We start from the raw sequence: 18,259 nt of genomic DNA on the forward strand, positions 1-18,259 counted from the left end.
CCGGGGCCGACACTGCCGGGTCACGGCGCTGGGTGTATTGGTCACGAGTGTTGTGGACACGTGTCGTGATCAATACATCTAGGACGTGGCCGTCTGCGGGACCCTGGCGTCGTCCGTCGCGGGCGTTTCCCCGGGCTGCGGACCCGCGCCGCGCAGCGGGACCTCCTTGATGAAGAAGGCGGCGGCGAAGCCGACCACGGCGATCACCGCGCCCAGGGTGAATGCCTCGTGCGTACCGGACGAGACCGCCTGCTGGTACGCCTCGCGTATCGCCTCGGGCAGCTTGGCCAGGCTCGCCGCGTCCAGCTGCGCGGTCTGCGCGGCCGCTCCGGCGCCCGTGCCCAGGTGGGCCGCCATGTCGTCCTGCACCCGGTTGGTGAACAGCGCGCCCATGATCGCGGCGCCGAAGGAGCCGCCGAGCGTACGGAAGAGGGTGGTGGTGGACGAGCCGACGCCCATGTCCTTCATCTCGACGCTGTTCTGCGCGACCAGCATCGTGATCTGCATCAGGAAACCCAGGCCCGCGCCGAGCACCGCCATGTAGAGGCCGGAGGTCAGCCGGGTGGTGGAGGTGTCCATCTGCGCGAGCAGGAAGAGGCCGAGGACCATCAGCCCGCCGCCCACGATCGGGAAGATCTTGTACTTGCCGCTGCTGGTGGTGATCCGGCCCGCGATCAGCGAGACGAGCATCATCGACAGGAGCATCGGCAGGAGCAGCAGCCCGGAGTTGGTGGCGGAGGCACCCTGGACGGACTGCTGGTAGAGCGGCAGGAAGAGCACCGCGCCGAACATCACGAAGCCGGTCAGGAACCCGATCGCCGACATCAGCGAGAAGTTGCGGTTGCGGAAGATGTGCAGCGGCATGATCGGCTCCGCCGTCTTCCGCTCCACGGCGATGAAGGCGAGGAGCACGGAGACGCCCGTGATGCCCAGCGTCATGATCACCCCGGAGTCCCAGGCGTACTCCGTACCGCCCCAGGTGGTGAGCAGCACTATCTCGGTGATGCCGATGGTCAGCAGCGCGGCCCCGAGATAGTCGACCCTGGCCTTCGACCGCTCCTTGACGGGCAGATGCAGTACGGCCGTGATCATCGCCAGCGCCACCACGCCGAGCGGCAGGTTGATGTAGAAGCTCCAGCGCCAGCCGAGGTGGTCGGTGATGGTGCCGCCGACGAGCGGTCCGCCGATCATGGCGAGCGCCATGACACCGGCCATCATGCCCTGGTACTTGCCGCGCTCGCGGGGCGGTATGAGGTCGCCGATGATCGCCATGACGCCGACCATCAGCCCGCCCGCGCCCAGCCCCTGGATGGCGCGGAAGCCGATCAGCTGGCTCATGTCCTGGGCCATGCCACTGAGCGCGGAGCCGATCAGGAAGATCACGATCGAGGTGAGGAAGATATTTTTGCGCCCGTAGAGGTCGCCGAGCTTGCCCCAGATCGGTGTCGAGGCGGCGGTCGCCAGGGTGTACGCGGTGACCACCCAGGACAGATGCGCGAGGCCCCCCAGCTCACCGACGATCGTCGGCATCGCGGTGCCGACGATCATGTTGTCCAGCATGGCCAGCAGCATCGCGATCATCAGCGCGAGCAGCACCACGCGCACGCTGCGCGGCTGCGGCTCGGCCTTGGCCGGCTCCGTGGCCACCGCGCCCTTCTCCGTCTGTTCCTCGGTTGGACCCATCGTTCCCACTCCCCTGATCCCTGGCGCTGTCCCCGGCGCACACTTACTTGCCAACCGGCAAGTTGGCTACAGTGGGGCAAGGTAGACCTTCACTTGCCGGGCGTCAAGTAAGTTAATTCTCGGGAGAGCACATGGGCAGCAGCCGGCATCCCCGGCGGGGCAACACTCGCCAGCGCATCCAGGACGTCGCGCTGGAGCTGTTCGCCGTACAGGGGTACGAGAAGACCTCACTGCGGGAGATCGCGGAGCGGCTGGAGGTCACCAAGGCGGCGCTCTACTACCACTTCAAGACCAAGGAGGACATCCTCGGCTCGATCTTCGAGGATCTGACGCGGCCGATCGACGAGCTGATCGCCTGGGGCAGGACCCAGCCACGCACCCTGGAGACCAAGCAGGAGATCCTGCGCCGCTACAGCCAGACGCTGTCGGACGCCGCGCCGCTCTTCCGCTTCATGCAGGAGAACCAGGCGACCGTACGCGATCTGCGCATCGGCGCCTCCTTCAAGGACCGCATGCTGCATCTGCTCGATCTGATCCAGGTGCCGGACGCGACCATGGTCAACCGGGTCCGCTGCATGAGCGCGATCGTCACCATGCACGCGGGGATGCTCGCCCTCTCGGATGTCGAAGGAGACCCCGAGGAGAAGCGCGCGGCCATCCTGGAGGTCTCCACCGAACTGGTGAGCGAGGCTCACCGGGTCACACCTTGACGCCCACCGAGCGCAGGAAGCCGACCGGGTTGATCGCCGAACCGTAGTGCGGGGTCGTACGGATCTCGAAGTGCAGGTGCGGGCCGCTGGAGTTCCCGGTGTTGCCGGAGAGCGCTATCTGCTGGCCCGCCCTGACCTTCTGGCCGATGTTGACCTTGATCTTCGACAGGTGCGCGTACTGCGAGTACGTACCGTTGCGGTGCTTGACGACGATCGCGTTGCCGTACGCGGGACCGTCGCCGCCGCCGTTCGGGCCGGCCTTGACCACGGTGCCGTTGTAGGCCGAGCGGACCGGCGTGCCGATCGGCACCGCGAAGTCCTGGCCGGAGTGCTTGCTCGACCACCTGGTGCCGCCGAGGCCGTAGCTCGCGCTCAGCGTGTACTTCTTGACCGGGCCGGTCCAGGTGGCGGCCTTCTTGACGGTCGCGGTCCGCGCCTGCTCCGCGGCGGCGACGACCGTCGTGGTCCGGGGGGCTGCCGTGTCGCCACCGCCGGCCGCGGCGAAGGCGGCTCCGGCTCCGCACGCCACCGACACACCGAGTCCGGCGGCCAGAACTCCGGCACGGGTACGCAGGGCGGACGGGCGGGGAAGACGGAACAGCTCACGCTGCGACATACGGGAAAACCTCCGGGCGTAAAAGGACCCGGCACTGGTGCGCCGGGCTGCCTCACCTTGGTAACCCGGACCCCACCCCAACCCAAAACGGCCCATCTACGACATCGCGTCGTAGTCGTCGCCCCGTTCTTCCGGCCCTTGACCGCGTGCCCCGTCCTGCCATGAGCGCCCCGAAAAGACCCGCCGGACAGCCGGCGCCCGCACTATTTCCATTAGTAGGCCCGGAAAAGCCTGTGCGCCTTGTCACGGCCACCGGGCAGAAAGCCTGTCCGTTTCGGGACCAACGTCCCGGCGGCCCGGACCCCGATAAAAACGGGCGGGTACGGCAGGGAAAAGGCCGCGATACGGGAAAAGGGCGGCGGAAGGGCGACCGGAAGGGCCGACGCGGAAAAGCGGAAAAGGGGCTGCCCCGGACCGTCGAAACGGTCCGGGGCAGCCCCTTCAGCCGTACAGCATGGCGCTCAGCCCTGGTGCGGGCGGGCCGTCACGCGTCCTTCGTCAGGTTCGGGCCGCCACCGGCGGCCTGCTCGATCGGAGGGACGTCGGGGAGAGGAGACTTCTCCTCGCCGCGGAAGACGAACTTCCTCGCCTCGCCCTCGCCCTCGGCGTCCACGACCACGATGTGACCGGGGCGCAGCTCGCCGAAGAGGATCTTCTCGGAGAGGACGTCCTCGATCTCGCGCTGGATCGTCCGGCGCAGCGGCCGGGCGCCCAGGACCGGGTCGTACCCCTTCTTGGCGAGGAGCGACTTGGCGGCCGGGCTCAGCTCAAGGCCCATGTCCCGGTCCTTCAGCCGCTCGTCCACCTTGTCGACCATGAGGTCGACGATCTGGATGATGTCTTCCTCCGTGAGCTGGTGGAAGACGACCGTGTCGTCGACACGGTTGAGGAACTCGGGACGGAAGTGCTGCTTCAGCTCTTCGTTGACCTTGTTCTTCATCCGGTCGTAATTGGTCTTGGTGTCGCCCTGGGCGGCGAAGCCCAGGTTGAACCCCTTGGAGATGTCCCGGGTCCCGAGGTTGGTCGTCATGATGATGACCGTGTTCTTGAAGTCCACGACCCGGCCCTGGGAGTCGGTCAGGCGACCGTCCTCCAGGATCTGGAGAAGGGAATTGAAGATGTCGGGGTGGGCCTTCTCGACCTCGTCGAAGAGAACGACGGAGAACGGCTTCCTGCGCACCTTCTCGGTGAGCTGGCCGCCCTCTTCGTACCCCACGTATCCGGGGGGAGAACCGAAGAGACGGGAAACCGTGTGCTTCTCGCTGAACTCCGACATGTCGAGAGCGATCAGCGCGTCCTCGTCACCGAAGAGGAATTCGGCGAGCGTCTTGGACAGCTCGGTCTTACCGACACCGGACGGACCGGCGAAGATGAAGGAGCCACCGGGGCGCTTGGGGTCCTTCAGACCCGCTCGCGTACGGCGGATGGCCTGCGAGAGCGCCTTGATGGCGTCCTTCTGGCCGATGACGCGCTTGTGGAGCTCGTCCTCCATGCGGAGCAGCCGCGAGGACTCCTCCTCGGTGAGCTTGAAGACCGGGATGCCCGTGGCCGTCGCCAGGACCTCGGCGATCAGCTCCTCGTCCACCTCGGCGACGACGTCCATGTCGCCGGCCTTCCACTCCTTCTCGCGCTTGGTCTTCGCGGCCAGCAGCTGCTTCTCCTTGTCGCGGAGGGAGGCTGCCTTCTCGAAGTCCTGGGAGTCGATGGCCGACTCCTTGTCGCGGCGGACGCCCGCGATCTTCTCGTCGAACTCGCGGAGGTCCGGCGGCGCGGTCATCCGGCGGATGCGCATCCGGGAACCGGCCTCGTCGATCAGGTCGATCGCCTTGTCCGGCAGGAAGCGGTCCGAGATGTAGCGGTCGGCCAGCGTCGCGGCGGCGACCAGCGCGGAGTCCGTGATGGACACGCGGTGGTGCGCCTCGTAACGGTCGCGCAGACCCTTGAGGATCTCGATCGTGTGCGGCAGCGACGGCTCCGCGACCTGGATCGGCTGGAAGCGGCGCTCCAGCGCGGCGTCCTTCTCCAGGTGCTTGCGGTACTCGTCGAGCGTGGTGGCACCGATGGTCTGGAGCTCTCCGCGGGCCAGCATCGGCTTGAGGATGCTGGCGGCGTCGATCGCGCCCTCGGCGGCGCCGGCACCCACCAGGGTGTGCAGCTCGTCGATGAACAGGATGATGTCGCCGCGGGTGCGGATCTCCTTCAGGACCTTCTTCAGCCGCTCCTCGAAGTCACCGCGGTAGCGGGAGCCCGCGACGAGCGCGCCGAGGTCGAGGGTGTAGAGGTGCTTGTCCTTGAGGGTCTCGGGCACCTCGCCCTTGACGATGGCCTGCGCCAGTCCCTCGACGACCGCCGTCTTGCCGACGCCGGGCTCGCCGATGAGGACCGGGTTGTTCTTCGTACGGCGGGACAGCACCTGCATGACCCGCTCGATCTCCTTCTCGCGCCCGATGACCGGGTCGAGCTTGGACTCACGGGCGGCCTGGGTGAGGTTCCGGCCGAACTGGTCGAGGACCAGGGAGGTGGAGGGCGTGCCCTCGGCGGGGCCGCCGGCGGTGGCCGCCTCCTTGTTCTGGTAACCGGAGAGCAGCTGGATGACCTGCTGCCGCACCCGGTTGAGATCGGCGCCCAGCTTCACGAGGACCTGGGCGGCGACGCCCTCGCCCTCGCGGATCAGGCCGAGCAGGATGTGCTCGGTGCCGATGTAGTTGTGGCCCAGCTGAAGGGCCTCGCGGAGCGACAGCTCCAGGACCTTCTTGGCACGAGGGGTGAAGGGAATGTGACCGGACGGGGCCTGCTGCCCCTGGCCGATGATCTCCTCCACCTGCTGGCGGACCGCCTCGAGCGAAATCCCGAGGCTCTCCAGGGCCTTAGCGGCGACACCCTCACCCTCGTGGATAAGGCCCAGGAGGATGTGCTCGGTGCCGATGTAGTTGTGGTTGAGCATCCGGGCTTCTTCCTGAGCCAGGACGACAACCCGCCGCGCGCGGTCGGTGAACCTCTCGAACATCGTTAATCGCTCCTCAGAGCGGTCAGGCAGTAAAGGGGTCGGTCCCCTCCCTGTCCTTCCGCAGCTTAGTCCCGCAAGCGGGGACCGCTCATTCCAACTGCTGACACCTGTCCCAGGCTCTCAGCCCCGAACGCCGGACACCAGCTCCAACCCGATGGTCCGAGACGATGTTCCCGCAGACCAAGTAGATACCCTCACCATCAGTACGCCGATGGCGAACGCGAGACGTCCGAAACCGCGTGTCGCCCGTCTCCCACTAGGTAATGTCCTACCCGTAGCCACGGACACTCCATGCGGCGCACCCCTCGGCACTCCGCTAAGGGCGAACACCCTTGCGCTCGGGGCCGGGCCCGCACAACCACCGGAAGGTCCGCTTTGTGCGACTGATCGCGGACACAGCGTAACTCCGTGCGTGGTTCGGGAGTTGCTCCGGTCATGGCCCTCACTGTCCCGCCGCCCCGCACGCCGCTCGAAGGCGGTCTCGCGCGGTGGTACGAGAACGAGCTCGGCTGGGCCACGGCGCCGGGGTCCCCGGTGCGACTGCTGACCGGGGTGCGCTTCGACGTACTGGAGCTGCCCGCCGACGCGGGGGAGGCACTGCTGCGGCGGATCGGCCCGACGGGGCCTGTGGCGCTCCACGGGGACCGGATGCGGCTGCTGGTGGCCGTGGGAAGCGCGGACGAGCTGCCGGGGCTGCTCGACTGGCTGGAGTGGGGCGGGATCGCCCTGGGGCTGACCGCGCTCGGCGCCGGTGGCCGGATGACGGCGCCGGTGCCCCCGCGATGGCCGCGTGGAGCCGCGCGGGGGGCCGCTGTGTGGCTGCGGCCCCCCGGGCCCGGACGCGAGAGGGAGTCGCTGCCGACGCTCGTACCGTTCGGACACGGCGGTGGCGGCGACGGGGGCAGCGGTGGGGATGCCCCCGGTCTCGTGCGACTCGTGGACGCGGCGGCGACTGAGTGCCACCGGGCCCGGTTGCGGCGTGGAAATACGTTTCGTGCGAATACTCAGCCGTTGGCCTTCTCGTAGGCTTCACGGATCTCGGCGGGAACACGGCCGCGGTCGTTGACGCTGTAGCCGTTCTCCTTCGCCCACTTGCGGATTTCCGCGGTGTCCTTGTTGCCGCCGGCCGCGACACGGCCCTTGCCGCGGGTGCCCGCACCACGGCCACCGGTACGCCGGCCGCCCTTGGTGTACGCGTCGAGCAGACCCCGGAGCTTCTCCGCATTGGCGGTAGTGAGGTCGATCTCGTAGGTCTTGCCATCCAGAGCGAACGTGACTGTCTCGTCCGCCTCGCCACCGTCGAGGTCATCGACAAGAAGGACCTGAACCTTCTGTGCCACCGGATTTCCTTTCATCGAAAATGCAGTACGCGGAAAGGAAACCGCTTTTCTCAGGAAAACACAAACCCCCGGCAGAGGTTCAGCGGCGCAACAGGACGGGAAACGTGCGCGATTCGGACATAGGGCTACGCCGGTAGTCGGGCGATCACAGGTGCAGAAGCATCCGGCTGTTGCCCAAGGTGTTCGGCTTCACCCGTTCGAGACCGAGGAACTCGGCAACGCCCTCGTCATAGGAACGCAGCAGCTCTCTGTAGACATCTCGGTCGACCGGTGTCTCACCGATCTCCACGAAGCCGTGCTTCGCGAAGAACTCCACTTCGAAGGTGAGACAGAATACGCGGCGCACTCCCAGCCAGCGGGCGGTCTCCAGCAGCTTGTCCAGAAGGAGATGGCCCGCCCCACTGCCCCTGACCGTGGGATCTACGGCGAGTGTGCGGACTTCCGCGAGGTCTTCCCACATCACGTGCAAGGCGCCGCAGCCGATGACCGTGGCGTCTTCGTCGCGTTCCGCCACCCAGAACTCCTGGATGTCCTCGTAAAGCGTCACCGGCGCTTTGTCGAGCAGGATGCCTTCACCGACGTATGGGTCCACAAGACGGCGGACCGCCGGCACATCCCTGGTCCTGGCCCGTCGGACGGTGAGGGCATTTGCTTCGGCATTGGGAACGGGAAGCGCTGTGGGCATGACTGGACGCTATCGCCCTGCCCCGGGCCCATCGTCGGCGCCCTCGTCCGGCACTTCGGCCGGCCCTTCGGCCCGTACTTCTGTACGCGTGTCTTCCGTACCGGCCTCTTCCGGCCCGCCGTCTTCCGGCCGGTCTCCCTGGACCATACGGACGGCGTCCTCAAGTGCCGTGCGCTGCTCGGGCGACATCATGCCGAAGAAGGCGACAAGCGCGGAGGCCGGGTTGTCGCTCTTCGACCAGGCTTCGTTCATCAGGGCCGCGGCGTAGGCGGCTCGGGTGGAGACCGCTGTATATCGATAGGCGCGGCCGTCGACTTCCCTCCGCACCCAGCCCTTCTGATGGAGATTGTCCATTACGGTCATGACGGTGGTGTAGGCGATGGACCGTTCCTTCTGAAGGTCTTCGAGGACTTCCCTGACGGTTACCGGCCGGTTCCATTGCCAGACGCGTGTCATGACGGCGTCTTCCAGGTCTCCCAATTGACGGGGCACAGCGCAACCATAGTGCGAAATGCCCGTTTCACAGTCTATTGACGTGACAAAAAGGACGTACGACGGGAGGGAAGTCGTACGTCCTGGTCATACGTTCAGGCCATGGAGGGTGTTCGGCACCCGCCCCCGGAGCGCCCCGGGGCCCACGCCCGGGGCGCGGCCCGGATCCGCGTTCAGACTCCGCGGGCGTCCGGGGTGGCGTTGCGGCGCTCGTTCTCCGCCGCGCGCTCGAACGCCGCGTCGACGGCCGCGTCCTCCTTGGACTTGTTGGGCCCGCCCTGGCTCTTGACGATCGTCCTGACCAGAAGGCTGAAGAAGGTCGCCATCACCACGGGCGGGAGGAGCGCGGATACGTAGTCCATGGCGTCCAGAGTAGCTATCCGGCCGCGAGCCGCTCCGGCGGGGGCGCGGGCTTCCTGCGCGGCGGAAAGACCTCGGACGGCTTGGGCGCCGCCGGGCGCTCCGGGGCGGGGCGCGGGGCGGCGGGTTCCTTGGGCTGGACGGGCTCCTTGGGGCGCGGGGGTTCGTCGGCGGCGCGGCCGCCGGGGAGCGCGAGGAGCCGGGTGCGGGGCGCGGGCGCGGTCGGGACGGCGCCCGCGGACGTACGGCCGGCGAGGCGGGAGCGTACCGCCGCCTCGGTGAGCCGGTCGCAGCGGTCGAGCAGGACGGCGGCGGCCGGGTCGCCGCGCAGGGCGCGCAGCGCGGCGAGGTCGTCGGGACGGGGGAGGTAACCGGCGGCCAGGGCATCCTGGAGCAGCTCCAGATAGCCCGTGAGCGAGCCCGGAAGGGCTTCGCGGTACCTGGCGAGGTCGGCCACCAGGAAGGCCCTCAGCCGCCCGGCCTCGCGCACCGCCTCGTCCACGGACTCGGCCAGCCGCAGACAGGCCCGGATGTCGTCGTCCGGGAGCGGGGCGGGGTGGAGGGCAACGGCGAGGGCACGTCGGAGCACACACAGCTCGTCGGTGCCGAAGGCCATGCCGCCGCGGGATCCGTATGGCGTGGGCATGGGGCCGACAGTACGCGCCAAAGGGACAAAATCCGCTTTAATGCCACCGCGCTGGCGCGGTCCGGCGGCCGAACGGGTGACGGCCGCCGGACCGTGCCGGGGCGCCCGTCACATACGGGACACGTTGCGCTCGTACACGAGGCGCAGCCCGATCAGCGTCAGCCAGGGCTCGTGCTCGTCGATCACGGACGCCTCGCCGAGGACCATGGGCGCGAGGCCGCCCGTCGCGATCACGGTGACCTCCTCGGGGTCGCCGGACAGCTCGCGGGCCATCCGGGCCACGACGCCGTCGACCTGGCCCGCGAAGCCGTACAGGATGCCGGACTGCATGGCCTCCACGGTGTTCTTGCCGATGACGCTGCGCGGTCTGGCCAGCTCGATCTTGCGGAGCTGGGCACCCTTGACGCCGAGCGCCTCGACCGAGATCTCGATGCCGGGGGCGATCACCCCGCCCGTGTACTCGCCGCGCGCGCTGACCGCGTCGAAGGTGGTCGCCGTACCGAAGTCGACGACGATCGCCGGGCCGCCGTACAGCTCGACCGCCGCGACGGCGTTGATGATGCGGTCGGCGCCGACCTCCTTGGGGTTGTCCATGAGGATCGGTACGCCGGTCTTGATGCCGGGCTCCACGAGGACGGCGGGGACGTCGCCGTAGTACCGGCGTGTCACCTCGCGCAGTTCGTGCAGGACGGAGGGGACCGTCGAGCAGATGGCGATGCCCTCGATGCCGTCGCCCAGCTCGTCGCCGAGCAGCGGGTGCATCCCCATCAGGCCCTGGAGGAGTACGGCGAGTTCGTCGGCGGTACGGCGGGCGTCGGTGGAGATGCGCCAGTGCTCGACGATCTCCTCGCCGTCGAACAGGCCGAGGACGGTGTGGGTGTTGCCGACGTCGATGGTGAGCAGCATCAGGCGGCCGCCCCGCCCGTCTCGTCCGTACCGTCGGCCTCGCGCAGGTCGAGGCCGATGTCCAGGATCGGGGACGAGTGCGTGAGCGCGCCGACCGCGAGGTAGTCCACGCCCGTCTCGGCGTACGCGCGCGCGGTGGCGAGGGTGAGCCGGCCCGAGGACTCCAGGACGGCGCGGCCCGCGACGAGGGCGACGGCCTCCGCGGTCCGCTCCGGGGTGAAGTTGTCCAGCAGGATCAGATCGGCGCCCGCGTCGATGACCTCGCGGACCTGGTCCAGGGTGTCGACCTCGACCTCGACCGGTACGTCGGGGAACTGGTCCCGTACCGCCTTGAACGCCTGGGCCACCCCGCCCGCGGCGACGACGTGGTTGTCCTTGACGAGGGCCGCGTCGGAGAGCGACATCCGGTGGTTGACGCCGCCCCCGCAGCGCACCGCGTACTTCTCCAGGGCGCGCAGCCCCGGTGTGGTCTTCCTGGTGTCGCGGACCTTGGCGCCGGTGCCTTCGAGCGCGTCGGCCCACGCGCGCGTGGCGGTGGCGATGCCGGACAGCCGGCACAGGAGGTTGAGCGCGCCGCGCTCGGCGGTGAGCAGGTCGCGGGTGCGGGTGGTGACGCTCAGCAGCCTCTGGCCCGCCTCGACGCGGTCGCCGTCCAGCACATGGCGCTCGACCTCGAACTCCTCCGTACAGACGAGGGACAGCACGGCCTCGGCGATGTGCAGCCCGGCGACGGTGCCGCCCTCGCGCGCGGTGAAGTCACCGGTGGCGACGGCGTCCTCGGGGACGGTCGCGACGGAGGTGATGTCCACCCCGCCGTCGAGGTCCTCCTCGACGGCGACATGGGCGATGTCCTCGACGAGGACGGGGTCGAGGCCGGCGTCGGCGAGGAGCTGGGCGAGGGCGGGGTCGAGTCCGCACTCCAGGCCGTCGAGGTCGGGTCCGTCCCCGTCACCGCCGGAGCAGCCGCAGCCGTCGCCGCAGCCGCCCGCGGACTCGGTCCGGACGAGCGGTAGGTCCATGGACTCGGGGCGCGGACTGTCTTGGTGCGTGCTCACGGTTACGGCTCCCTGGGGGCGTCGGCGAGTGGGTGTACGGAGGCGGGTACGGGGGTCGCGGGCGGGAAGGACGCCGTGTCGGTACGGCGGAGGGTGAGCCCGTGGCCGGGCACCAGCCGGACGACGAGATGGCGGCGCCAGCCGGTGTCGTCGCGCTCGGGGCTGTCCTCGCGCCAGTGGCAGCCGCGGGTCTCCTCGCGCTCCAGTGCGGCGGCGACCAGGACACGGGCCACGCACAGGAGGTTGGTGGTCTCCCAGGAGTCGACGCCGGGCACGGCTGCCTTGGGGTCGCCGGTCCTGCGGTCCGCCGGCTCCTGGTCGCCCTCGGCGGTCAGCTCGACCTCCGCCAGCGCCCGGCCCGCTTCCTCAAGACTGCGCGCCGACCGCAGGACGCCCGCGCCCTGGGACATGATCCGCTGGATCCCGGCGCGTGCCTCGGGGGCGATGAGCGGCAGATGGACGGTGCCCGCGGGCTCGACCGGTACGGCGGCGGGCCCGGCGGCGGGCTCGCGGCGCGGGCCCGCCTCGATGTCGGCGGCGATGCGCTCGGCGAAGACCAGCCCTTCCAGGAGCGAGTTGGACGCCAGCCGGTTGGCACCGTGGACGCCCGTGCAGGCGGCCTCCCCGCACGCGTACAGCCCCGGCACGGTCGTACGGCCGCGCAGGTCCGTCACGATGCCGCCGGAGGCGTAGTGGGCGGCGGGGGCGACCGGGACGGGCTCGGTGACCGGGTCGATGCCGTGGGCGCGGCAGGCGGCCAGGATCGTCGGGAAGCGGGTCGCCCACATCTCGGCGCCGAAGTGCCTGGCGTCCAGGTACATGTGCTCGGCGCCCTGTTCCCGCATCCTGCGCATGATCGCCTTGGCGACGATGTCGCGCGGCGCCAGCTCGGCCAGCTCGTGCTGGCCGAGCATGAACCGGACGCCGGCCGCGTCGACGAGGTGGGCGCCCTCGCCGCGTACCGCCTCGGAGACCAGCGGCTGCTGGCCCTCGGCCCCGGCGCCCAGGAAGAGCACCGTCGGGTGGAACTGTACGAACTCCAGGTCGGAGACCTCCGCGCCCGCGCGCAGCGCCAGCGCCACCCCGTCGCCCGTGGAGACCGCCGGGTTGGTCGTCGCGGAGAAGACCTGGCCCATGCCGCCGGTCGCCAGGACGACCGCGGGGGCGCGGACCGCGCCGACGCCGTCGTGCCGGCCCTCGCCCATCACATGGAGGGTGACCCCCGAGACCTGGCCGTTCCCGTCCGTCAGCAGGTCCAGGACCAGCGCGTTCTCCACGGTGTGCAGCGCGGCGGCGCGGACGGCCCCGACCAGGGCGCGGGAGATCTCGGCGCCGGTCGCGTCCCCGCCCGCGTGGGCTATGCGGCGGCGGTGGTGGCCGCCCTCCCGGGTGAGCTGGAGCTCTCCGGTGGCGGAGGTGTCGAAGTGGGCACCGGTGCCGATCAGCCGGTGCACGGCGGCGGGCCCCTCGGTGACCAGGGTGCGGACCGCCTCCTCGTCGCAGAGCCCGGCCCCGGCGACCAGGGTGTCGGCGAGGTGCTGTTCGGGGGTGTCGCCCTCGCCGAGCGCGGCGGCGATGCCGCCCTGGGCCCAGCGCGTGGAGCCGTCGTCGAGGCGCGCCTTGGTGACGACGACGGTACGCAGCCCGGCGGCGGTGCAGCGCAGGGCGGCGGTGAGGCCCGCGACGCCGGAGCCGACCACGACGACATCGGCGTCGAGGGCCCAGCCAGGCGCCGGGGCGGACAGCCGTACTCCGGGTCCGGTCGCCGCTCCGGCCGCTGTTCCGGTCATCGCGGGGCTCCGAAGGCCAGGGTGATGTTGTCGATCAGCCGGGTGGTGCCGACCCGGGCGGCGACGGCGAGGACCGCCTCGCCGGTGTGACCGTCGGGGACCTCGGCGAAGTCCGCGGGGTCGACCAGGGCCAGATAGTCGAGGGTCAGCGGGGGCTCGGCGCGCGTCGCGTCGTCGAGGACGGCGCGGGCGGCGGCGCGTACGGCATCCGCTCCGCAGGAGCCGGAGGACGGGGCGGTGTCTCCCGCGGCGGCGGGGCCGGCCTCCGTGGGAGACGCCACCGCGACCGCGTGGGCGTCGGCCGCCAGCCGGGCCTCGCCGAGGGCGGAGAGCCCGGCGGCACGCGCGCCCCCGGGCGCGGGGGCGGACGCGGCGCGGGCGCGCAGCGCGTGCTGGGCGCCGAGCCGGTCCCGGGCGGCGAACAGGGCCCGGGAGAGGGCGAGCGCGGTCCCGCGCTCGGCCGGGGACAGATAGCGGTTACGGCTGGAGAGGGCGAGGCCGTCGTCCTCCCGTACGGTCTCCACGCCGACGATCTCGACCGGGAGGTTCAGATCACGGGCCATCCGGCGGACCAGCGCGAGCTGCTGGGCGTCCTTGCGGCCGAAGAACGTGGTGTCGGCGCGGGTGAGCCGCAGCAGCTTGGCGACGACCGTGAGCATGCCGTCGAAGTGGCCGGGGCGCGAGGCGCCTTCGAGGCGCTCCCCCATGGGCCCGGCGGTGATGGTCACCTGGGGCGCGCCGTCCGGGTACATCTCCTCGGCGGACGGCGCGAACACCACGTCGGCGCCGGCCTCCGCCGCCGTCCGCAGATCGGCTTCGAGGGTGCGCGGATAGCGGTCGAGATCCTCGCCCGCGCCGAACTGGAGCGGGTTGACGAAGACGGTCAGTACGACGAGGCCCGCCGGTCCCGCGTGGGCGCGCGCCGCCCGTACGAGCGTCGCGTGGCCCGCGTGGAGCGCGCCCATGGTGAGCACCACGGCGGTACGGCCGGGGGCGGCGCGCCGGTCCAGGAGACGGGCGAGGTCCACACGCGTGGAGACAAGTTCACAGCTCATCGGACGGTCCTTCCGCGACCAGTCTTCTCTTCCGTGGCGGGCTCGCGCGACAGGAGGCGGGCAGGGCGGGCCTGCGACAGGCTCACCGGGTGCCTCCCGCGCCGCCTCCGAGGGCGTCGCCCGCACTGTCCCCGCCCGCGAGGACGCCGAGGAGGTCCTCCGCCAGCTCCGGCTTGAGCAGCCCGGACGCCAGGGCGCGGTCCGCGGTCGTACGGGCCATCGCGAGATAGCCCGCGACGGCGCCCGGCGCGTGCGCGCGCAACTCCGCGACATGCGCGGCGACCGTGCCCGCGTCGCCGCGCGCGACGGGGCCGGTGAGCGCGCCGTCACCGGAGCGCAGCGCGTTGTCCAGGGCGGCGCCGAGCAGCGGGCCGAGCATCCGGTCGGGGGCGGTGACCCCTGCCGTACGCAACAGCTCCATGGCCTGCGCCACCAGCGTGACCAGGTGGTTCGCCCCCAGGGCCAGGGCCGCGTGGTAGAGCGGGCGGGACTCCTCGGCGATCCACTCGGGCTCGCCGCCCATCTCGATGACCAGCGCCTCGGCGGCCAGCCGCAGCTCCTCGGGCGCGGTGACGCCGAACGAGCAGCCCGCCAGCCGCTGGACGTCCACCGGGCTGCCGGTGAAGGTCATGGCGGGGTGCAGGGCGAGCGGCAGGGCGCCCGCGCGCAGCGCCGGGTCCAGCACCTTGACCCCGTACCGCCCCGAGGTGTGGACGATCAGCTGTCCCGGCCGGACCGCGCCGGTCTCCGCGAGCCCCTCGACCAGGCCGGGCAGCGCGTCGTCGGGGACGGTCAGCAGCACCAGCTCGGCGCGGGCGAGGACCTCGGCGGGGGTGACCAGGGGGACGTCGGGGAGCAGGGCTCCCGCCCTCCGTACGGAGGCGTCCGAAACGCCGGACACGGCGACCGGACGGTGCCCGGCGAGCCGCAGCGACGCGGCGAGCGCCGGACCGACCCGCCCGGCTCCGACGACACCCACGGTCAGCCTGGCGGGGCGGTCCCGGGGGTCGAAGGGTTCCTGTGCTGTGGAGTTCACGCGGTGGGGCCTTCCGTTCCAGTCCGCAGGGGGTACCGGACGATTTCTCGCCATGCTACGCCAGGGTTTCGCCCGGCCACCCGGCTTGTCCACAGGGTGTGGGAGGCGATCCGTTTCCGCGCCAAGGCGTCAGGTGTCAGGCGTCAGCCGAAGCGGATATGGCCCAGCCCGACCCGGATCCGGCGCAGCCGGTGGCGCGCGCGCCCGTACGTGTTCGGCTCCAGCCGCAGCCCGGCCGAGGCGGCGATCCGGTCCGCGACCCGGGGCAGCGGCAGCCGGCCGGTGCGGAGGTGCTCGGCGAACAGCGGGTCGGCCAGGGCGTCCAGGCAGTGGTCGAGCCGGCGTACCGCGAAGCTCTCCCGCTTCAGCCCGGTGCCCCAGCCGCGCTCGGTCAGTCTGCGCAGTACGGTCTCCCGCTCGGCCAGCAGCGCGAAGTGACGCACCTCGTGCCCGTCCGCGCGCAGCCGGCCGATGATCTCCTCGAAGTAGCCGCGGTCGACCAGCGTCATCGGGGCGATCACCGTGCGCCCGTCCGCGCGCAGGGCCAGGTCGAGGCCTCGTACACCCCGTGGCGCCACGCGGCCAGGTCCTGGAAGTCGCCGCGCAGGTCGGCGGGCAGCATGCGGCGCAGGCCGAAGCCGACGTGTTCCGGGTCGCAGACGACGCTGCCGGGCAGTCGGCGCCGGATCTCGTACGCGGTCTGGGTCTTGCCGCCCCCGAACGGGCCGTTGATCCACAGCAGCACGTCAGGCCCCCGCTCCGCCGCCCGCCCGGACCAGGCCCGTCTCGTAGGCGAGGACGACGACCTGGACGCGGTCGCGCAGGCCGAGCTTGGTGAGGATCCGGCCGACATGGGTCTTCACGGTCGCTTCGGAGAGCACCAGCCGACCCGCGATCTCGCCGTTCGACAGACCCTGCGCGACCAGCAGCATCACCTCGCGCTCGCGGCCGGTCAGCCGCTCGACCACCTTGCTCTCCGGTTTGCCCGTGCTCGGGAGCAGCGACGAGAAGCGGTCGAGCAGCCGGCGCGTGGTGGAGGGGGCGACGACGGCGTCGCCGCTGTGGACCGAGCGGATCGCGTTCAGCAGCTCGCCCGGCGGTACGTCCTTCAGCATGAAGCCGCTGGCTCCGGCCTTGAGCCCGGAGAAGGCGTACTCGTCCAGGTCGAAGGTGGTCAGGATGAGCACCTTCGGGGCGCCGGGCTCGGCGCAGATCCGGCGGGTCGCCCCGACGCCGTCCAGCCGGGGCATACGGACGTCCATCAGAACGACGTCCACCGCCGTGGACCGGAGGTTCTCGATCGCCTCCGCGCCGTCCCCGGCCTCCGCGACGACCTCCATGTCCGGCTGCGCGGCCAGCACCATACGGAAACCGGTGCGCAACAGCACCTGGTCGTCGACGAGCATCACGCGGATCGACATGGGGAGGGTCCTTGTCCTGGAGGCCGATGGGGCGAACGGTGGGGGTGAACGTACAGGTGCTGGATTGACGGGAGGTCGCGTCCCTGTAGCGGAGCGCTCAACCTCTGTAGAGGCCGGACTCAAAGGGCCGGTCTCAGTGCGTGGCTTTCAGCGGGAGCAGCGCGCTGATCCGGAAGCCGCCGCCGGGGCGCGGCCCGGCGTCCAGCGTGCCGCCGACCATACCGACCCGCTCCCGCATGCCGATGAGCCCGTGGCCCCCGCCGTCGGCCCCGCCGTCCTCGTACAGCTCGTGGGCGGCGCCCCGGCCGTCGTCCTCGACGAGGAGACCGAGCCCGTCGTCGAAGTAGACGAGGCGGACGCTGGCGCCGACATCGGGGCCACCGTGCTTGCGGCTGTTGGTGAGGGCCTCCTGCACGATGCGGTACGCGGTCAGCTCCACGCCGCTGGGCAGCGGGCGGGCGGTGCCCTCGATCCTGAAGTCCACGGTGAGCCCGGCGGCGCGTACCTTCTCGACCAGATCCTCGATCTGGCCGACATCGGGCTGTGGCACGTACTCGCCGGTCTCCCTGGTGTCGCCGGTCCGCAGCACGCCCAGCAGCCTGCGCATCTCTGCGAGGGCCTGCCGGCCGGTGGTGGAGATGGTCTCCAGGGCCTGTTTGGCCTGGTCGGGCGCGGCGTCCAGCACATAGGCGGCGCCGTCCGCCTGGACCACCATGACCGAGACGTTGTGCGCGACGACATCGTGCAGTTCGCGGGCGATCCTGGCGCGCTCGGCGGCGACCGCCACCTTGGCCTGTGCCTCGCGCTCCTTCTCCAGCCGGGTGGCGCGCTCCTCCAGCTGCGCGAGGTAGGCGCGCCGGGTGCGCAGCGAGTCGCCCAGCACCCAGGCGAGGACGAAGGGCACGGTCAGGACGACGGAGACGAAGACCTGGCCCGCCGTGCCGCCGTTGGCCTCGGGCCAGCGCAGCTGCGACACCGGCGCGGCCAGCACGCCCCCCGTCAGCGCGAGCCGGGAGGCCCAGCGGGGACCGCCCTGCGCGGCGACGGTGTAGATGACGACCAGCATCGCGAAGTCGGCCGTGTTGATGCCCACGTCCAGTACGAGCTGACCGATCCCCACGGCCACCACGGCCACCAGCATCATCTCCGGCGCCCGCCTGCGCAGCGCGACGGTCAGGCTCAGCGGCGCGACCGTACCCATGGCCAGCAGCCGGGCCACCGTGCCGTCGTTCTCCTGGACCACCCACAACAGGGAGATCCCGAAGAGGATGACAGCCCAGAAGCTGTCGACGCCCGTCGGGTGTCTGCGGAGAAAGTCGTAGAAGCGCTGCACGTAATCCAGCGTAGGGAGGCGGAAAAGGGGGCGGGTCAGCCAGAGGACCGATCCGGTCGGCGGAAGCGTACTCCCCAAGGTGGAGACTTGGCTCCGTGACGGATGAGACCCACAGGAAGCCGAG

17 protein-coding genes and 1 pseudogene are annotated in these 18,259 nt (G+C 70.8%); 2 read left to right on the forward strand and 16 right to left on the reverse strand.

Going from position 1 to position 18,259, the window contains the following annotated elements; all coding sequences use genetic code 11:
• Positions 1 to 78: 78 nt before the first annotated feature.
• Positions 79 to 1,683 (reverse strand): MDR family MFS transporter, encoded by a 1,605-nt coding sequence (locus tag ACIP8W_RS17810; protein ID WP_402203618.1) that lies wholly within the window; start codon positions 1,681 to 1,683, stop codon positions 79 to 81.
• Between the two features lie 131 nt (positions 1,684 to 1,814).
• Between ACIP8W_RS17810 and ACIP8W_RS17815 the strand changes: the two genes are divergently transcribed.
• The gene (locus tag ACIP8W_RS17815) at positions 1,815 to 2,393 is read left to right on the forward strand and encodes a TetR/AcrR family transcriptional regulator (RefSeq protein WP_401956780.1); all 579 of its coding nucleotides are present in this window, start codon (positions 1,815 to 1,817) and stop codon (positions 2,391 to 2,393) included.
• Here the strand turns inward: ACIP8W_RS17815 and ACIP8W_RS17820 are convergent.
• The gene (locus ACIP8W_RS17820) at positions 2,383 to 3,009 is read right to left on the reverse strand and encodes a M23 family metallopeptidase (RefSeq protein ID WP_401956777.1); all 627 of its coding nucleotides are present in this window, start codon (positions 3,007 to 3,009) and stop codon (positions 2,383 to 2,385) included. The genes ACIP8W_RS17815 and ACIP8W_RS17820 overlap by 11 nt on opposite strands.
• Positions 3,010 to 3,493: 484 nt before the next feature.
• Positions 3,494 to 6,016 (reverse strand): ATP-dependent Clp protease ATP-binding subunit, encoded by a 2,523-nt coding sequence (locus tag ACIP8W_RS17825; RefSeq protein WP_401956775.1) that lies wholly within the window; start codon positions 6,014 to 6,016, stop codon positions 3,494 to 3,496.
• 435 nt (positions 6,017 to 6,451) lie between these two features.
• Here ACIP8W_RS17825 and ACIP8W_RS17830 point away from each other — a divergent pair, with 435 nt between their 5' ends.
• Positions 6,452 to 7,042 (forward strand): SCO3374 family protein, encoded by a 591-nt coding sequence (locus ACIP8W_RS17830; RefSeq protein WP_401956772.1) that lies wholly within the window; start codon positions 6,452 to 6,454, stop codon positions 7,040 to 7,042.
• Here the strand turns inward: ACIP8W_RS17830 and ACIP8W_RS17835 are convergent.
• From ACIP8W_RS17835 to ACIP8W_RS17895, 13 genes and pseudogenes are all read right to left on the reverse strand, one after another.
• Positions 7,021 to 7,356, reverse strand: a complete 336-nt coding sequence (locus tag ACIP8W_RS17835) for an Lsr2 family protein (RefSeq protein WP_401956771.1) — start codon at positions 7,354 to 7,356, stop codon at positions 7,021 to 7,023. The genes ACIP8W_RS17830 and ACIP8W_RS17835 overlap by 22 nt on opposite strands.
• A 145-nt stretch (positions 7,357 to 7,501) precedes the next feature.
• The gene (locus ACIP8W_RS17840; protein WP_401956770.1) at positions 7,502 to 8,041 is read right to left on the reverse strand and encodes an amino-acid N-acetyltransferase; all 540 of its coding nucleotides are present in this window, start codon (positions 8,039 to 8,041) and stop codon (positions 7,502 to 7,504) included.
• Between the two features lie 9 nt (positions 8,042 to 8,050).
• Positions 8,051 to 8,533, reverse strand: coding sequence for a BlaI/MecI/CopY family transcriptional regulator (locus tag ACIP8W_RS17845; RefSeq protein WP_401956768.1), 483 nt, complete (start codon positions 8,531 to 8,533; stop codon positions 8,051 to 8,053).
• A gap of 173 nt (positions 8,534 to 8,706) precedes the next feature.
• Positions 8,707 to 8,895, reverse strand: a complete 189-nt coding sequence (locus ACIP8W_RS17850; RefSeq protein WP_401956767.1) for a hypothetical protein — start codon at positions 8,893 to 8,895, stop codon at positions 8,707 to 8,709.
• Between the two features lie 14 nt (positions 8,896 to 8,909).
• Positions 8,910 to 9,509, reverse strand: a complete 600-nt coding sequence (locus ACIP8W_RS17855; RefSeq protein ID WP_401956830.1) for a hypothetical protein — start codon at positions 9,507 to 9,509, stop codon at positions 8,910 to 8,912.
• A gap of 138 nt (positions 9,510 to 9,647) precedes the next feature.
• Positions 9,648 to 10,445 carry a type III pantothenate kinase gene (locus ACIP8W_RS17860; RefSeq protein WP_401956765.1) on the reverse strand — a complete coding sequence of 266 codons (798 nt, stop codon included), beginning with the start codon at positions 10,443 to 10,445 and terminating at the stop codon, positions 9,648 to 9,650.
• Complete coding sequence (nadC, locus tag ACIP8W_RS17865) at positions 10,445 to 11,464, reverse strand: carboxylating nicotinate-nucleotide diphosphorylase (RefSeq protein ID WP_401956829.1); 1,020 nt, start codon at positions 11,462 to 11,464, stop codon at positions 10,445 to 10,447. Before nadC ends, ACIP8W_RS17860 begins: the two co-directional genes overlap by 1 nt.
• Positions 11,465 to 11,502: 38 nt before the next feature.
• Positions 11,503 to 13,290 (reverse strand): L-aspartate oxidase, encoded by a 1,788-nt coding sequence (locus ACIP8W_RS17870; RefSeq protein ID WP_401956763.1) that lies wholly within the window; start codon positions 13,288 to 13,290, stop codon positions 11,503 to 11,505.
• A complete protein-coding gene (panC, locus tag ACIP8W_RS17875; RefSeq protein ID WP_402203622.1) occupies positions 13,287 to 14,345 on the reverse strand; it encodes a pantoate--beta-alanine ligase in 1,059 nt (352 codons plus the stop codon). Before panC ends, ACIP8W_RS17870 begins: the two co-directional genes overlap by 4 nt.
• 82 nt (positions 14,346 to 14,427) lie before the next feature.
• Positions 14,428 to 15,381 carry a Rossmann-like and DUF2520 domain-containing protein gene (locus tag ACIP8W_RS17880; RefSeq protein WP_401956757.1) on the reverse strand — a complete coding sequence of 318 codons (954 nt, stop codon included), beginning with the start codon at positions 15,379 to 15,381 and terminating at the stop codon, positions 14,428 to 14,430.
• 143 nt (positions 15,382 to 15,524) lie between these two features.
• Positions 15,525 to 16,126 (reverse strand): annotated as a pseudogene (locus ACIP8W_RS17885) (AAA family ATPase).
• A 1-nt stretch (position 16,127) separates the two neighbouring features.
• Entirely contained in the window at positions 16,128 to 16,802 is a 675-nt protein-coding gene (locus ACIP8W_RS17890; RefSeq protein WP_401956756.1) for a response regulator, read from the reverse strand.
• 133 nt (positions 16,803 to 16,935) lie between these two features.
• Positions 16,936 to 18,135: a sensor histidine kinase gene (locus tag ACIP8W_RS17895; protein WP_401956753.1), complete on the reverse strand. Its 1,200-nt coding sequence runs from the start codon at positions 18,133 to 18,135 to the stop codon at positions 16,936 to 16,938.
• Between the last annotated feature and the right edge of the window lie 124 nt (positions 18,136 to 18,259).

Source organism: Streptomyces sp. NPDC088554 (genome assembly GCF_044752945.1).
Lineage (GTDB): Bacteria > Actinomycetota > Actinomycetes > Streptomycetales > Streptomycetaceae > Streptomyces.

What these genes read in the sequence shown, in the direction of transcription:
- ACIP8W_RS17890 (WP_401956756.1), bottom strand. Translation starts at nt 16,802, where the DNA reads ATGTCGATCCGCGTGATGCTCGTCGACGACCAGGTGCTGTTGCGCACC.
- ACIP8W_RS17860 (WP_401956765.1), bottom strand. Translation starts at nt 10,445, where the DNA reads ATGCTGCTCACCATCGACGTCGGCAACACCCACACCGTCCTCGGCCTG.
- panC (WP_402203622.1), bottom strand. Translation starts at nt 14,345, where the DNA reads ATGAGCTGTGAACTTGTCTCCACGCGTGTGGACCTCGCCCGTCTCCTG.
- nadC (WP_401956829.1), bottom strand. Translation starts at nt 11,464, where the DNA reads ATGGACCTACCGCTCGTCCGGACCGAGTCCGCGGGCGGCTGCGGCGAC.
- ACIP8W_RS17840 (WP_401956770.1), bottom strand. Translation starts at nt 8,041, where the DNA reads ATGCCCACAGCGCTTCCCGTTCCCAATGCCGAAGCAAATGCCCTCACC.
- ACIP8W_RS17855 (WP_401956830.1), bottom strand. Translation starts at nt 9,509, where the DNA reads ATGGCCTTCGGCACCGACGAGCTGTGTGTGCTCCGACGTGCCCTCGCC.
- ACIP8W_RS17850 (WP_401956767.1), bottom strand. Translation starts at nt 8,895, where the DNA reads ATGGACTACGTATCCGCGCTCCTCCCGCCCGTGGTGATGGCGACCTTC.
- ACIP8W_RS17830 (WP_401956772.1), top strand. Translation starts at nt 6,452, where the DNA reads ATGGCCCTCACTGTCCCGCCGCCCCGCACGCCGCTCGAAGGCGGTCTC.
- ACIP8W_RS17870 (WP_401956763.1), bottom strand. Translation starts at nt 13,290, where the DNA reads ATGACCGGAACAGCGGCCGGAGCGGCGACCGGACCCGGAGTACGGCTG.
- ACIP8W_RS17810 (WP_402203618.1), bottom strand. Translation starts at nt 1,683, where the DNA reads ATGGGTCCAACCGAGGAACAGACGGAGAAGGGCGCGGTGGCCACGGAG.
- ACIP8W_RS17820 (WP_401956777.1), bottom strand. Translation starts at nt 3,009, where the DNA reads ATGTCGCAGCGTGAGCTGTTCCGTCTTCCCCGCCCGTCCGCCCTGCGT.
- ACIP8W_RS17815 (WP_401956780.1), top strand. Translation starts at nt 1,815, where the DNA reads ATGGGCAGCAGCCGGCATCCCCGGCGGGGCAACACTCGCCAGCGCATC.
- ACIP8W_RS17825 (WP_401956775.1), bottom strand. Translation starts at nt 6,016, where the DNA reads ATGTTCGAGAGGTTCACCGACCGCGCGCGGCGGGTTGTCGTCCTGGCT.